Raw genomic sequence first — 15,622 nt, forward strand, 5'->3', positions numbered from 1 at the left:
AGAAATCAGTAAATAAATGAGTTATTTGTTACTATTATCACAATGCAATTGGTAATAGTTGTGATATAAATCACAACTATTAGGATCTTTTAGTATTTTAAGTTGTGTTACTGTCAAAATCTATAAAAATGTAGAGACGTTAGATATAACATCTCTACATTTTGATTTTGCATTTCTAAATGCGGCGTTGCTGATTCCATGTATGAAAATGATTTTGCATAATACCAAAATCCTTGTAGAGACGTAGCACTGCTACGTTTCTACATCCATATTCATACTTCAATTCAGCAACGCCCTAAATGCTTATAACCTACTCAATCCCTTCAATCCGGTCTTCAACTTCTTGGTACAACTCGCGCAGACGATCTAAATTATCCTCGCTAGTCTCCCAATAACCGCGTCCATTCACTTCCAACAAAGTTGATACAATCTTGCGAAAAGAATGGGGGTTGAGGTTCAGCAACCGTTTCTGCATTTCTTCATCTTTGATGAAGGTTTCGTTTGTATCCTCATAAATCCAGTTATCCACAGCGCCAGCTGTCGCACTCCAACCTGTGGTATTCACCAACCGCTTGGAGAGTTCGCGCACACCTTCGTAACCGTGAGACAGCATCCCCTCGTACCACTTGGGATTTAATAATTTGGTACGCGCATCCAAACGCACGGTTTCTGATAATGTCCGCACTTGGGCGTTAGCTGTGGTTGTATCTGCAATATAAGATGCTGGTTTTTTACCATCACCCCGCAGACTTGCCACCAGCTTAGTGGGATCTGAATCAAAGTAGTGGGAAACGTCCGTTAAGCTAATCTCGGAAGAATCGAGATTTTGGAAAGTTGCATCAGCAGTTTTCAATGTACTTTCAAAAATCTGCCGCGATTCGTCCATGATTCCGGGGTTATCGGAATTGAAGGAGAAGGATTTCCGGTTGAGATACATTTCCTGCAACTCGGCTTCGCTATCCCAAGTGCTGTTTTCTACCGCCAAGTTGATATTTGACGAGTAGGAACCAGAAGCATTGGAGAAAACGCGTGTCGCTGCTTGACGCAGATTAATCCCCATATCCTCAGCTTGCTGCAAAGCGTGTTTGCGAACAAAGTTCATTTCTAAGGGTTCATCTGCCTCGGCTGCCATTTTCACGCCTTGGTCTAGCAGGTTCATTTGGTTGATGAACAAATCGCGGAATACACCAGAACAGTTGATTACTACATCTATTCTGGGTCGTCCCAACTCTTCTAGAGATATCAATTCCAACTTGTTCACCCGTCCCAAGGCATCGGGAACTGGACGCACGCCCACCATCCACATAATTTGGGCTAGGGATTCACCGTAAGTTTTGATGTTATCGGTTCCCCAGAGGACACAGGCGATGGTTTCTGGCCATTTACCTTCGTTTTCCGCCTTGTTACGGATCAAAAGCCTGTCTACGACGATTTTGGCTGATTGTACTGCTGCTGTTGTGGGGATGGATTGCGGATCGAGTGCATGGATATTCTTTCCTGTGGGCAATACATCCGGGTTGCGGATGGGATCGCCACCAGGGCCGGGTAAGATGTACTCACCTTCCAAGCCTCTGAGTAATGCTCCGAGTTCGTTGTCGGCACAAACTTGTTGCAGGCAAAATTCCAAATACTCAAGTAGGGGTTTTAGGGCGGCGGTGTCAACTTTGGGATAACCTGCTTTATGCAATGCTTCCACCCAAGGTTCTTTTTTACCCATATTGAAGAAATTCAACCGGGAAACTAGAGAAACTCGTCCTTCTGCGTCGATTTGCTCTTGGACAAGGGCGGTAACTGCTGCACGGGTTGCCAAAGTGATATCTTGCAATAACTGGACATCTTCTAGAATGCCTCTGTCATTATTTTGGTAAATATCGTCAATGTTACGCCCAATGCTGTTAGCGATAATTCCCGGTAAGCCTTGAAGTCCTTCTTCTTGACGATCTAGACTAGCAATATTTACCAGAGTTGCGATCGCTTCTTCTGCACTTGGCGGTTTACCAATGACGTGCAACCCACAAGGTAACAACCGCGACTCGATTTCCATCAACTTACGGTAGACGTTGCCAACAATGTTATCCCGCTCATCGGTACTCATGTCTCTGGCATCGATTTCTGGCAGGTTAATATCCTTATCCAGATTCACGATCCGGCATTTATCCATGATGCTGTTGACGATGGAAACACCGCGTCCACTATCTTTCAAGGTTTGGTAGGAAGCAATTAACTCGCTGAGTTCCTTCAAACCTTTATACAAACCAGCATTCTCTGCCGGCGGTGTCAAGTAAGAAATTGTTTCGGCATAACTCCGACGTTTGGCAATTGTCGCCTCACTCGGATTATTCGCTGCGTAGTAATACAGGTTGGGAATTGAGCCAATCAAGTTATCTGGATAACAATCGCCAGACATCCCCATCTGTTTACCTGGCATGAATTCCAAGGAACCGTGTGTACCAAAGTGCAGTACAGCATCAGCTTTCCAAACTTGCTCTAAGTAAGTGTAGTAAGCAGCAAAACCGTGGTGAGGACTAGCGGAACGGGAGAATAACAACCGCATCGGGTCGCCTTCGTAACCAAATGTGGGTTGTACACCGATGAAGACATTACCGAATTGCTTACCATAAATCAGCAAGTTTTGCCCGTCGCTGTTGAGATGTCCGGGAGGTGGGCCCCAGTTTTCCTCTAGGCGTTGAGAGTAAGGGGTAAGTGCCTCATACTCAGGAACCGACATTTTGTAAGCAACGTTGAGTTCTGGGCTGTTGTACTGCGCTTGAGCGTCATGGATGACTTCTTGCATCAACGCTTCGGCGGATTCTGGCAATTCTGGTAAGTCGTAGCCGTTATTTTTGAGGGCTTTCATTACCTCGTAGATGGAGCCGAATACATCCAAGTAAGCGGCGGTTCCCACGTTGCCTTTATCTGGCGGGAAGCTAAAAACGGTGATGGCGACTTTTTTATCCAGCTTCGGCTTGCGGCGGAGGTTAGCCCATTTTAAAGCGCGTTCGGCGACAGCTTCCACCCGATCGCGCAGTGCGATCGCTTTCCCTGTAGTCCCATCTCTACCCGATAATATAATCGGCTCAATTGCCCCATCCAATTCAGGAATTGCAATTTGCAAAGCTACTTGAATTGGATGTAACCCTAAATCGCTATCCATCCACTCTTCTGTGGTTTGGAATACTAAGGGTAACGCCACCATGTAAGGACGGTTTAAGCGTTTGAGTGATTCAATTGCTTTGGGATGATCTTGTCTAGCTGGGCCACCTACTAAAGCAAAACCAGTCAGCGATATCACTGCATCTACCAACTGTATATTGGTATTTGGTTCGTAGAAATAGGCATCCACAGGCTTGGAGAAATCCAAACCACCAGCAAACACAGGTAGTACCCGTGCGCCTAGTGCTTCCAACTCCTGCACCATTGCTACATAATGGGCATCATCCCCTGTAACTAGGTGAGTGCGTTGCAATACTAACCCGACACAAGGAGCTAGGGGATCTTTTAGATCGCTAGAAATATCCTTACGAGCTGTATACCAATTGAGGTATTCTCTGACATCCTCAAACATACTGGGAGCCAAAGGATGCCAAATCCCTAAATCGGGATAAACCACCGGCTGTTCGTATGTAGAAGGTGCAAAATTTTGTTTCTCTAAACCTTTAAATACATATTTATCAGCTAGCATCAGCAAGAAGTTTTCCAGGTTTTCTGGAGAACCACCTAACCAATACTGAAAACTGAGCATGAAATTTCGGGCATCCTGTGCCTTATCCATTGGTAAGAACTTCAGCACTTGCGGCAGTGTTCGCAAAAGCTTCAGCATCCCATCTTGAAATCCCGCACCGGATTTTTCTTTGCGTTTCCGCATGAATTGAGCGATCGCACTTTTTGACTGACCCAACTGTGCCAAGGAAAAGCTGCCCATTTTACTCAGGCGCATTACCTCTGGCATGGAGGGAAAGACAACAGAAACGTCCAGGTGATCGCGGTGTGGTTCTACTGCTGCTACTACTTTCTGTGCTAAGTCCTCGATAAAAATGAGGGAAGCGATGAAGATATTCGCATTCTCAATTTCTCGCTTGAACTCCTCGTAATTCTCTGGGTCGCGGAGTTCCTCAATCAAGTACCCGCTGATTTCAATCGCCAAGTTGGGATTGTTCGCGTTAATGGTGCGAACCGCTTGCGACAAAGCACTCTGGTACTGGGACTCAAGCACGACATAGACCACCTTGATTAAACTACGTCCGCGTAAGTTATCAGGCGCAATGTGTCTAATGGTGGACTTGACGTGTGTGAACATGCTTCTTCGGCTCCTTTGATGCGTGTTCTCTGAAGGAAGTTCCTAGCGGCATCATCAGCCACAGGTAACTTGTGATCTTTTAGGCAATATCTGTTTTTTATCAGAAAACGCTTGCCCAGTAGGCATTTTATCGCCTATATGACACAAATCGATATAAAAAACGAAATATTTCTTTGTAATTGTTGACTTTACATAAAAGTGTTCGCTCACTTATTTGTAAAATATTGTTACATTTTTAAATAACTAAATATCTATTAAGCAATAGTGCAGCAGTTATAAAACAAAACTTGCCTATGCTGACTAAATATTTTTTAGTCAGCATAGGCAGCCTTCAATTATGTAATTGCGGATTATACTAAAAAAAACAACAGAAACTTGGTATCTGCTGACGAACAAGCAACTTTTATTTAGCCAATATTGGCTTGCTATTTAAAGTATCCAAAATTCCATCATGGAATTTATTTACTGAAGATAAAACTCCTTTTTCTTTATCATTCAGTAATGAGTCTTTTACCTCATTCAAATAATTGTTGAGGTTTTCTCTTAGAATTGGTCTTTCTACTTTAACTGTATGATAATGATCCCAGATATCCCATGCTAAACTCCTAATCCAGCAAGAGGATTCAGTAGCTCTAAACCTAAAAGTCCCGCAGCTACTTCACCTGTTCCTTCTGTTGCTACCTTTGTGGCAGTTTTAGTTGCTAAGATAGCAACTACTTTAGAAGTTCCTTTACTCACAATTCCTGTAGCAATTTTCTTAGTACCAATGACACTAACAGCTTTTATCATTGCACTGGCGGCTACATAACCTGTACCACGCGAAAGTGCGCGAATAGAGAGATTTTGCTCTTTGCTACCTGTATTATATGTTGTACTTCCTAAACCTTCTAAAAATTCTTCCCAAACAGGTCGAGGAATCTGATACTGACTTTGGATTCCTGCTAATTTTTGATTAGCTTCAGATACATATTGATCAATTGCTTCTCTTGTAAAACGTTCCATTTCAAGTTGCATTGATGATGGTTGCAAAACCTTTTTAGTAAATTCATTTTGGAAATTACCAATTAATTTTTCAGCTTTTTCTTCTTCTGAACTAGCACTAATATTTACCCAAATAGCTTCTACACCAACACCCCACTGAGTAAAATAATTGTAGTACCAATCGAGAAACGGATGGTCTACACGTTGCATTACCTCATCATGCCATTGTTCCAGATTATTCGATGCAGATGTTCTGGCACTAACTAATGCCTTACCAAGGGTATTTGCAACGTCATCAGACATTTGAAATAGCTTTTGTTCAGGAATAGTAATGGTGACAGTATTTGATTTGCGTTTAGATGCATCGCTGATGTGATTAAGCGAAAAATTACCCCATAGTTGAATAATGATTATGAAAAAAACACCAATCCAAATGAATTTAGATGCAGATTTAATAAAATCACTATAGGCATGAATACGCTCTGTCTTCTGAGAAAAAGTCCCTTCATCAACAGGCTTGGATTGAGAATTAGCCTTAAATAGGGCAGTAAACAGATTATTTAAGCTTGATGGTATAGTTTGGAAAAATGAAATTATCTTTTTATACAACTCTCCTTTTTGTCCTTCTCCAATCGTTTGATTATTTTCCCCTGATTCAGATACAGGATTTTGAGTTAATTCTTGTTCTTGATTAGTGTTCATAGTCAACTTTTTTGTTTGAAGTATCGATTAATAAAATATGGAAGAGTATCTCAGTTATGCAAGTTTTCTCAAATAATCCTTTATCTTCAACTTCAAATCGCTTGAAATAGGGTAGGATTCAATTTCGCGTTCTATATCTGATTTAGATTTCCCTTTTATTCTAAGTTGATCTACTGTAGACTTAAAAATTGCTTCAAATCCATACTCAGCTAATCCTTGTGACATTAGAGCAAGCAAGCCAAGTACAGCAATTCCTCCAAGCATTCCGAATGGCCCACCAAGCACTGCTAAAGCTGCTGTTATTGCAGCTGCTCCAGCCCATCCCGTCACAGCCATAGCAACCAAAAGTACAAGACCAGGCACACCTAATGCCGCGATTTTGTCAACTAGCTTATCCATAATAGATTACTAAAACTAATGTAATTTTTGTTGCTTCTATCTCAGTAGAATGCAATTAAAAGCTAATCATCCCCTAGCTGCCATCAGGGATAATGGTAAAATTACATCAGGAAATTTAAGACAATCTTCAAAATTGGACTATGGCATCCAGCAATGAACCCTTTATGCAAGCAGAAAACCACTGGGACTTAGAAACCCTTTACTCTGATTTGTCATCAGTAAAAAATAAGCGTTTGACACCAGTTGAAAAGCGACACTTGCGAGGTTTGCTTTGTGGCTTAAGTCCGGCTGAAATAGCTGAGAAACTTGGTAAAAATGGGAAGGGTGTAGAAACTGATCTCTGTGCAACCGTATATAGGTATGTAAAAAGTCTTCTGGATAAGTCTGATGAAAAGTTAGAAAATTGGCGAAATATTTCTGAATGGCTTGATGATGCAGGGTATAAAAATCAGTCGATAAAGGTTCCAGGCTTAGATTTATCACCTGATAAAGCAGTTGTTAATGTAACTAATATAAATATTGAAAATAATCAAATAGTATTTTTGATTAGTATGAAAATCCCCACTTCTCAAGATTTAGATTCTTTGGAAGATGAATTAAATAATTTAGATAATTATAAAAGCAATTAGTATTTATCTTCTGCCTAAATCAGACTATGCTTGATAAGCAAACAGGTAAAAATGAAGTATATAATTTCTCGTCATGCACAGACAGAGATGGAGCGAAGAAATATATCTAAAGCTGTAGTTGAATCCGTTCTGAATGCTCCTGGGCAAGTAGTGCCAGAAAAAGAAGGTAGAAAAGTCTACCAGTCAAAAATTAACTTTGGTAGTGGGAAAACATTCTTGCTACGCGTTATCTTAGTAGATGATGTTGACCCAGCAGTTGTAATAACCGTATATAAAACTAGTAAGATTGAAAAATACTGGAGATAAAAATGAAAATTACCTATGATCCAGAAGTAGATATATTAAGAATTATATTGAGTGATGTACCTATAGAAGATAGTGACGAAGAAAAGCCAGGGGTAATTTTAGATTACGACGAAGATGGAAATATTATAGCCCTAGAAATATTAGACGCTTCAAAAAGAATCGATAATCCACGTTCCCTAGAGTATTCGATTTCTACATAATAGAGGTTTGAGAGCCTTAGCGTACAGCTCTTCGTATTTTTCAAGCGATCCTGTTTGAAGTACAGACAAATATACGATTAACTAATGACTCAAGTAGATATTCTCATCCTATCAAATGGCCCGGGTGAGGTAACAACCTGGGTACGTCCGGTAGTAAAAGCGTTGCGGCAAAAATTAGGGGACGATCGTTCTTTAGTGAGGATTTCTATAGTCTTGTCGCCTTGCTCAAATGCCAGTGGTAAAGAAGCTGCGATCGCTCTTTCTTACCCAGAAGTAGATAGAGTTCAGTCAGCAGAGCATTTTTGGCAATTTTTGCTTTGGGGTAAAACATTTGATAATTGGGACTGGAGAAGTCGCGGTGTAGTTGTTTTCCTGGGTGGCGATCAAATTTTTCCCGTAGTCATAGGCAAAAAGCTCGGATATCGCACAGTAGTTTACGCTGAATGGGAAGCGAGATGGCATAATTGGATTGATCGCTTTGGCGTGATGAAACCCAAAGTTGCTGCCCTTGTTCCCCAGAAATATGCTCACAAATTCACCGTTGTAGGTGATTTGATGGTAGAAGCAGCGGGTGAAACAGGGGAGAGCCTAGATTCAAATTCCTCTCTGTCTATCACTCCATCACTCAAAACTGAATTGATTGGTATGCTCCCTGGATCAAAAGCAGCGAAATTAGCCCAAGGAGTACCATTAACTTTAGGCATTGCCGAATACGTTTATGCAAAAAGACCCCAAACCAGATTTGTGATTCCTGTAGCCCCAACTTTAGATTTACAAACTTTAGCTAGTTTTGCCGATCTCGAAAAAAACTCTATTGCTAAAATCTTTGGCTTTGGCGGTGCTTCCTTAATTATCCCAGAGGATGCTAAAAGCAAGGCATTGCTCAAAACTGCAACGGGCTTAACTGTGGAACTGTGGCAAGAAAACCCTGCATATCACTTATTATCCCAGTGCTGCATCTGCTTGACTACGGTGGGGGCAAACACTGCCGAACTTGGTGCTTTAGGAGTGCCAATGATTGTTTTACTACCAACGCAGCAACTTGATGCCATGCGTTCTTGGGATGGTTTACCTGGATTGTTGGCAAATCTGCCAGGGTTAGGTATGCCCTTTGCTAAGGTGATTAATTGGTCATTTCTGAGATTTGTGAGACACAAAGGTTTATTAGCATGGCCAAATATCTGGGCACAGGAAGAGATAGTCCCAGAAATTATGGGTAAAGTTCAACCGCAAGAAGTTGGGAAAATGGTTTTAGACTTTTTGACGAATCCAGAAAAATTGGATGATATGCGCGCTAAACTCCGCAATATTCGCGGTGAAAGCGGTGCAGCCCAGAAGATAGCACAGATTGTTGGTGAGGAAATTGGGAAGTCGGGAGAGATGAGGAAGTAAGAGTACTCCAAGTAAAAAAATGCCCAGTTGTCATTGCGTTCGCGTAGCGTCTCGTAGAGAGCGAAGCGAAGCAATGACGTGTTTTGGATCATTTATTTTGTGGAACACTCTAAAGCAACATCCCCCTCATTTTTACTCTGGCTTAATCTGAAGATTCTCCATCCCTGCGCCCAAGTTCATAAATGCCGGCGCCCATACAAGCTAATATTCCTGTACTAATTCCCCAACTCTCACCTAAACTAATTTCCAGACCCCAGTTAAATAAAGCGCCAACTACCAAAAAAGGCACAATGCTAAACAGTGAGGCGTAGAAAGCGTTTTGGGATTCTCTGGCTTTACGAGTCTTTTCAAATTCTGACTGGCTGGTGTAAAGCGATCGCTCGGCAAAGTTAAACCAGCGATTGAGTTGCTCGATTACCCATTCATTGACTCTGGAAAAACCTAGATATAGCGCCAATGACCACAAACTCGCTCCAGCGATCGCGATCGTGTCTAACTCAAAACGGAAAGGTAAAATTTCAGTCAGCATTGCTTAGGTGAGTCCTGCAAAGGGTTAACTTTAGCTGTCAGTAGATGCTAAATAAACCTCTTGTGCAATTTTAAGCATAAAAGCTAACAAGATTTCAACTACTTAACAACTTCCCGTTTTTTAGCTTGAAGCAAACCTAATTTACGGATTGCTGGGTAAATTATCGGGATCGATACCAAGAGAACGTAAATGGTGTGCAAACTTTTCTGCTTTTTCTTCTGCCGTTAAATACCGATTTCCTTGTTCGTCATACCAAGATAGAAATTCCTGACCAATTCCACCAATAACACCTTGATGTCGTCCAATTCCTAAACCAACCTCTGGCATCCAATGGGGTTCGCCAATTTGTAATTGATAATTTTTGTCTATCAATTTGTAAATTTCAAATGGTTGGTGTTGATCGCGTTGCCAATATTCGGGGTTGTAAATAATGTAGTAAAGTACGCCAAGTTTCCGATAAATTTCTAACTTTTCGTCGTATTCACTTCCTGGAGAATGGGATACCATCTCCAATGTTAGTATCGGTACTACCTCATTTTCTTCCCAGACAGCGTAACTTCTACGCGATTTACCACCTTTTTTGCGATCAACTCCCAAACTCAGAAACCCATCTGGTACTATGGGGACTCTCGCATTAGCCCCTGTCGTGTGGTAGATTGCCATGTCTACGCCGAAAAACCAATCGGTGCGCGTTGCCCAAATCGAGGTTAATAGGAACAGTAGAATGTTGGGCAGAAAATTTTGATCCTCATTATCCACAGGTATATCGTCTGAGCAGGCTAGTTCGTCAGTGCTTGGAAGCCCAACGACTTTAAGGTTTTCTGACAGCATGACTATTACCGCGGTGGCTTCGGTTTCTTTGATTATAGGTAAATTCAACTTGCCAAGGGTGTAGGGAAGGAACGCATTCTAATAGCGTTCTCCACCCAGCTAAAAACAACTTGCAGGCAATTCTTTTGCTTATGCAGGATGCAAGTGGTGTTTTTGTCTGTATTCTATGCCAGGAACCGGACTTGAACCGGTGACACGAGGATTTTCAGTCCTCTGCTCTACCAACTGAGCTATCCCGGCTGGGGCTTTTGTGAGCCACGATTAATCAATGTAGCAAAGATAAAAGAATATAGCAAGTCTTTGGAGAAAAATAGTTATGCAGCTTTCAAACTCAACTTAAACCAGACGAAAACGGCTACAAATAGGAGAAACTGGACAAGAACAATACTTGGCCCAGAAGCAAGGTTGAAAATACCTGACACAATGATGCCAGCAATGCTGCTGATGGAACCAACTATCACCGACATAACTAGAAAGCGGCTAAAGTGGTGACTCATCAGTTTGGCGGTAGAGGCGGGAATGACCAAAAAGGCGTTCACCAGTAAAACACCGACAGCTTTAATCGCGACAGCAACGGCCAGTGAAAGCAAGACCACAAAAGCGTAGCGGTACAATTGAACGGGAACGCCTTGAACTTGGGCGACATCGGGGTTAAGGGTCAATAAAATTTGCTGTCGCAGAGTTGATAGTAAAAATATGCTCCCTCCCACAAGGACTAGCAGCGTCAAAATCAAATCTGTGGTGTCGATCGCTAGAATATCCCCGAACAGTACAGCCATCAAGTTGCCACGATATCCTTTAATTAGGCTCGTGAGAATTAAACCGATCGCTAAAGCTCCAGATAGCACTATGCTAAGTACGCTATCGCTACCTAAGTCGGTTTTGTCGATAAAGTAAAGAACAATAACACCGAAAACTAAGGTAAAAGGTAATAGCATCCAAGTAGGATTTATTTGTAGCAGCACACCTAACGCCACACCTACTAATGCTGCATGACCAACTGCGTGGCTGAAAAAAGATAACTGACGCAAGGTGACAAAACTACCCAACATCCCGCCAAGTATTCCCATCAAGGCAGCACCGATGATCGCACGCTGCATATAGGGGAATGTTAACAAGCTTACCAAGTCATTAAGATTGGCGATCGCAAGCCAAACTATCTGACAATCATTGAAGAAATTCATACTTATAGGCATTAATGTTGGTGCTGGTAGCGGCTGAAACCTGGGCCGTAGGTTGCTAACAGGTTTTGTGGTGAAAGGGCAATTTCTGGCTTACCAGTACAAACAATGCTTTGGTTCAGGCAAAGCACGCGATCGCAATGGCGATTTACCATATCAATATCATGGGAAACTTGCAATACTGTCCAAGCCTCTTCCCGCTTTAATTCATTTAGCAAAGCGTAAAAATCTGCTGCACCTTGCACATCAACACCAGCAAAGGCTTCATCTAGTACCAACAGTTTTCGAGGCATTACTAAACAATAAGCCAATAAAACCCGCTTGAGTTGACCACCGCTAAGAGTACCAATAGCTTGATGCTGTAGATGATAAGCATCAGTTCGCCCTAAAGCTTCTGTTACTGCTGCCGATTTTTCTCGGTCTTGTCTCCACAGCTTAGAGAAAAATGAATTCTTGATTTTCCCTTCTTTTACCCATCCTAATCCCACCAATTCCCTCACAGAAATGGGAAAGCTACGATCAAAAATGAAATTTTGCGGCATATAGCCCAACGTGTGACGTAAATGCCCCAGCCTTGCAATTGGGCGACCTAATATTTCAATCGTACCAGCACTTCGAGGGATCAAATCTAAAACCGCTTTTACCAGGGTACTTTTACCAGCACCATTGGGGCCGACAATGGCTGTATCTGTTCCTGGGAACAATTCAAAAGAAACATCTCGAACAGCTAGATAGCTGCCTTGATAGACAGTTAATCCTTCTACTTTCAAAATAGCAATGTCATTATTCATTAGTCATTAGTTATTAGTCATTGGTCATTTGCAAAGGATTAACCTATTTACAGGCCGTTTCTAAAGTTTGCAAGTTAGCTTTCATAGCTTTAAAATAATGCTGCGGATCTGTTTCGCCAGTTTCCAAAGAATCCAGTGTCCGCAAATTTAACTTCAAGTCTTTGGAGAGGCTCGTCAGCAGTTTATTATCTACTCCTGGTTCGCTAAATAAAGCTTTAACTTTGTACTTTTTCACAGCATTGATTGCATTTTGTACATCCGTTGGTGAAAGTTGATCTTCGGGAATTTCTACTACAGCAACTTGCTTGAGGTTATAGCGTTTAGCTAAATATGGAAACGCATCATGAAAGGTAATAAAGGTGCAACTGGGATTTTTTTGCAAAGTCTGCTGAAATTCGCTGTTTAAACTTTCTAATTCTTTAATATAAACCGTAGCATTTGCTTCGTAGGTAGCTTTATTCGCTGGGTTGGCAGCAATTAATCCATCCCGAATATTTGTTACCTGTTGTTTTGCCAAAACTGGATCTAGCCAAACGTGAGGATTACCTTGGGTATGGTCGTGGTCTTTTTCATCTGGCGTCGTTTTCACAACAGGTGAAATTTCATTTAAAGGTTTAATACCAATACTTGCATCAATTTCAGTTAATTTGGGATTTTGGGCATTTTTGATCGTATCTTCCAGAAATTCCTCCAAACCTAAACCATTTTTTACTAACACATTGGCAGTAGCGATCGCTTTGACATTTTCTGGTGTCGCTTGGTATTCATGTACCTCCGTACCAGGTGGCACTAGAATTTCTACATCTGCCACATTCCCAGCTACTGCCTTGGTAAACAAATATATCGGTAAAAATGTCGTCACTACTTTAGTTTTTCCCGACTGCACCGATGGGGTAGAGGCAGCTTCCTGTACCTGCGGCGACTGTTCGGAAGTTTTTCCCTGAGTCTGATTCGATTGACTACAGCCAGTAGTTATTGACAACATTAACAGAGCAATTATAGGCAAGATGCCCCTTGTTTGTCTGCCCCTTCTTTGTCCTCTGCAATTCATGATCACGGTGTTTTCTCCTCAAAACGGATGCTTGCTCTGCCTCTGTCACAATTCCTATTGACAATGAGGCCTATCCGAGATTTTACACTAGAATAATTCTCATTCTCATTGAAATTATATAATATCATTCTGAGTTTCCGGTGTAATGAGTAACAAGAAAACTTTCTCAGACCCTACAGCCCTCTGCAATTTAGTTTTCCCTGAATAATTAGGATTTCTTGACTTGTTTTGTTAAAAAGCTTGCTTACTTCTGATAAGATTACTGACAAATATTTTCATGAAATACGCGTTTAAAAACGTGGTTTGGGTGTGAATTGGAGATCAGTGTGAGGAGAAAAATGCAAAAATTTTGTAAATATCTGCTAGTTAGTCCAGCAGTCTGCGGTGTAATGCTATTTTTGAATACTGCTACATTTGCAGGTGAAATATCCAGCCCGTCTGAAATCAATCAACCTCAAGTTTTAGCTAATCCAGACATCAAAGAAAAAAATCAGAACATAGGGCAAGTTACCTCCGTATCTCAATTTTCCGATGTACAACCTACAGACTGGGCATTCCAAGCATTGCAGTCTTTAGTTGAACGCTATGGCTGTATTGCAGGATACCCAAATAGTACTTATCGTGGGAATCGGGCATTAACGCGATATGAGTTTGCTGCTGGTTTGAATGCTTGTCTTGACCGAGTTAATGAACTTATTGCTACAGCCACTGGCGATTTAGTTAACAAACAAGATTTAGCCACATTACAAAAGCTGCAAGAAGATTTTTCAGCAGAACTGGCGACACTCCGAGGTCGTGTAGATGCAGTAGAAGCAAAAACTGCTGAATTGGAGGCGAATCAGTTCTCAACCACAACCAAACTGCAAGGACAAGTTGTCGCAGTCGTCAGCGATGTTTTGTCAGGAAATACAGTCAACGGTGCAGAAATTGCAGACAAGAATACAACTTTAGGGGTACGGGCACGGATAGAATTAGTAACTAGCTTCACAGGGCAAGATACGCTGTTCACCAGAATTCAGGCTAATAATATTCTCAGCCCTAACATTGGTACACCAGAAGGTAACTTATTCTTTGCTGGCGAGGATGGTACTACTAATGCTGCTATAGATGCCTTGTATTACAAATTCCCTCTGGGCGAAAAAACACAGGTTATCGCTATTGCCAATGCCGGTGCAGCAGACGACCTTACCAGCACTGTCAATCTCTTTGATGGTGATGGCGCTTTTGGTGCTTTGTCTACCTTTGGTACACGTAACCCAATTTATAACCAAATAAATGGCGCGGGGTTGGGAGTAACGCACGAGTTCAGTGACAAATTGGCATTAAGTCTAGGGTATTTGAGTGGTACAGCTAATAACCCTACACCCAATAATGGTTTATTTAATGGTTCTTACGGTGCGCTGGCACAGTTGACAGTTAAACCAAGCGATCGCATTTCTATTGGTTTAACTTACATCAATTCCTACAACCAACCACTACTCACAGGTAGCAATGCGGCGACTTTCCAGAATATAGCAGCTATCCAGGGTTTACCGGAAGAGGAAGTAGCATTTTCCAGTAATTCTTACGGTGTCCAAGCATCGATTGGCATCACTGATAACATAGTCTTGGGTGGTTGGGCTGGATACACCAACAGTCAAAGCTTGAAAGGAAACGGTGGAGACGTTGATATTTGGAACTATGCCGTTACCCTTGGCTTCCCTGACCTCGGTAAAAAAGGTAATTTAGCAGGGATCATCGCTGGTGTGGAGCCGAAAGTCACAAGCTCTAATATTGCAGGATTGGCCAGTGATCCTGATACATCGTACCATCTTGAGGCGTTCTACCAGTATAAGCTGAGTGACAATATCACCATTACTCCAGGAGTCATCTGGTTAACATCCCCAGATCACAACAACGACAATGATGATGTTGTTATTGGTGCATTGAGAACCACATTCAGTTTCTAATTTTTAAAATCTTCAAAGAAGATGCAAAGGATAACTTTGCGTCTTTTATTTTGTGTGTGGTTTCAAAAATAAAACTCAGTATTTTTGCCTTTTCCTGTGGAATGATCGCCCTTCTCCTCTAAGTATCTGAAAGAAACTTACCCCCTGACTTCAGCTTGTAACCACCCTTCTAAATCAGCAAGATTAGAGAAATCTAACAAAGCATCACCTCAACCGATTCAAACTGGTAATTTTCCGCTTCTGGAGGTGGTTCATCTACTAATTCAAACAGCAAACCTGGAAATTGCTTAAATAATTTATAGAAGATGGTGTCATATCAAGTCCGGTTAATTACTTATGATTACCGCATCCGTGCAAAAGTCAGGAAAACCTCTTTCTCCCTGC

General features: G+C 41.7%; 13 protein-coding genes, 1 tRNA gene and 1 pseudogene. 5 read left to right on the top strand and 10 right to left on the bottom strand.

Annotation, left to right across the window (positions count from 1 at the left end; genetic code table 11):
- Nucleotides 1-310: 310 nt before the first annotated feature.
- The 3 genes from HWQ44_RS26870 to HWQ44_RS26880 all read right to left on the bottom strand — a co-directional run bounded on the left by HWQ44_RS26870 (nucleotide 311) and on the right by HWQ44_RS26880 (nucleotide 6,379).
- Complete coding sequence (locus HWQ44_RS26870; RefSeq protein WP_292724979.1) at nucleotides 311-4,297, bottom strand: magnesium chelatase subunit H; 3,987 nt, start codon at nucleotides 4,295-4,297, stop codon at nucleotides 311-313.
- Nucleotides 4,298-4,894: 597 nt separating this feature from the next.
- On the bottom strand, nucleotides 4,895-5,980 hold the full coding sequence (locus HWQ44_RS26875; protein WP_292724981.1) for a hypothetical protein: 1,086 nt from the start codon (nucleotides 5,978-5,980) through the stop codon (nucleotides 4,895-4,897).
- Between the two features lie 54 nt (nucleotides 5,981-6,034).
- Entirely contained in the window at nucleotides 6,035-6,379 is a 345-nt protein-coding gene (locus HWQ44_RS26880; RefSeq protein WP_292724982.1) for a hypothetical protein, read from the bottom strand.
- A gap of 140 nt (nucleotides 6,380-6,519) precedes the next feature.
- On the opposite strand from HWQ44_RS26880, the gene HWQ44_RS26885 reads away from it, so the two are divergent.
- From HWQ44_RS26885 to HWQ44_RS26900, 4 genes are all read left to right on the top strand, one after another.
- Nucleotides 6,520-7,008 carry a helix-turn-helix domain-containing protein gene (locus tag HWQ44_RS26885; protein WP_292724984.1) on the top strand — a complete coding sequence of 163 codons (489 nt, stop codon included), beginning with the start codon at nucleotides 6,520-6,522 and terminating at the stop codon, nucleotides 7,006-7,008.
- A 51-nt stretch (nucleotides 7,009-7,059) separates the two neighbouring features.
- Entirely contained in the window at nucleotides 7,060-7,314 is a 255-nt protein-coding gene (locus tag HWQ44_RS26890; protein WP_292724986.1) for a DUF4258 domain-containing protein, read from the top strand.
- A 2-nt stretch (nucleotides 7,315-7,316) separates the two neighbouring features.
- Nucleotides 7,317-7,514 (top strand): DUF2283 domain-containing protein, encoded by a 198-nt coding sequence (locus tag HWQ44_RS26895; RefSeq protein ID WP_292724987.1) that lies wholly within the window; start codon nucleotides 7,317-7,319, stop codon nucleotides 7,512-7,514.
- Between the two features lie 84 nt (nucleotides 7,515-7,598).
- On the top strand, nucleotides 7,599-8,906 hold the full coding sequence (locus HWQ44_RS26900) for a lipid-A-disaccharide synthase (protein WP_292724988.1): 1,308 nt from the start codon (nucleotides 7,599-7,601) through the stop codon (nucleotides 8,904-8,906).
- Between the two features lie 142 nt (nucleotides 8,907-9,048).
- Here HWQ44_RS26900 and HWQ44_RS26905 read toward each other — a convergent pair whose 3' ends face one another.
- From HWQ44_RS26905 to HWQ44_RS26930, 6 genes are all read right to left on the bottom strand, one after another.
- Nucleotides 9,049-9,435, bottom strand: coding sequence for a hypothetical protein (locus HWQ44_RS26905; protein ID WP_292724989.1), 387 nt, complete (start codon nucleotides 9,433-9,435; stop codon nucleotides 9,049-9,051).
- A 141-nt stretch (nucleotides 9,436-9,576) separates the two neighbouring features.
- Nucleotides 9,577-10,266, bottom strand: coding sequence for a Uma2 family endonuclease (locus HWQ44_RS26910; RefSeq protein WP_292724994.1), 690 nt, complete (start codon nucleotides 10,264-10,266; stop codon nucleotides 9,577-9,579).
- Between the two features lie 167 nt (nucleotides 10,267-10,433).
- A tRNA-Phe gene (locus HWQ44_RS26915) sits at nucleotides 10,434-10,506 on the bottom strand.
- A 74-nt stretch (nucleotides 10,507-10,580) separates the two neighbouring features.
- Nucleotides 10,581-11,450, bottom strand: coding sequence for a metal ABC transporter permease (locus HWQ44_RS26920; protein WP_292724996.1), 870 nt, complete (start codon nucleotides 11,448-11,450; stop codon nucleotides 10,581-10,583).
- Between the two features lie 11 nt (nucleotides 11,451-11,461).
- On the bottom strand, nucleotides 11,462-12,238 hold the full coding sequence (locus tag HWQ44_RS26925; RefSeq protein ID WP_292724991.1) for an ABC transporter ATP-binding protein: 777 nt from the start codon (nucleotides 12,236-12,238) through the stop codon (nucleotides 11,462-11,464).
- Nucleotides 12,239-12,281: 43 nt separating this feature from the next.
- Complete coding sequence (locus HWQ44_RS26930; RefSeq protein WP_292724997.1) at nucleotides 12,282-13,289, bottom strand: metal ABC transporter substrate-binding protein; 1,008 nt, start codon at nucleotides 13,287-13,289, stop codon at nucleotides 12,282-12,284.
- Between the two features lie 338 nt (nucleotides 13,290-13,627).
- Here HWQ44_RS26930 and HWQ44_RS26935 point away from each other — a divergent pair, with 338 nt between their 5' ends.
- Entirely contained in the window at nucleotides 13,628-15,238 is a 1,611-nt protein-coding gene (locus tag HWQ44_RS26935) for an iron uptake porin (protein WP_292724993.1), read from the top strand.
- Between the two features lie 205 nt (nucleotides 15,239-15,443).
- Here the strand turns inward: HWQ44_RS26935 and HWQ44_RS26940 are convergent.
- Nucleotides 15,444-15,545 (bottom strand): annotated as a pseudogene (locus tag HWQ44_RS26940) (DUF2887 domain-containing protein); the annotation flags it as partial.
- Nucleotides 15,546-15,622 lie beyond the last annotated feature (77 nt).

It is taken from the genome of Nostoc sp. JL34 (assembly GCF_017114945.1).
Taxonomy (GTDB): domain Bacteria; phylum Cyanobacteriota; class Cyanobacteriia; order Cyanobacteriales; family Nostocaceae; genus Nostoc.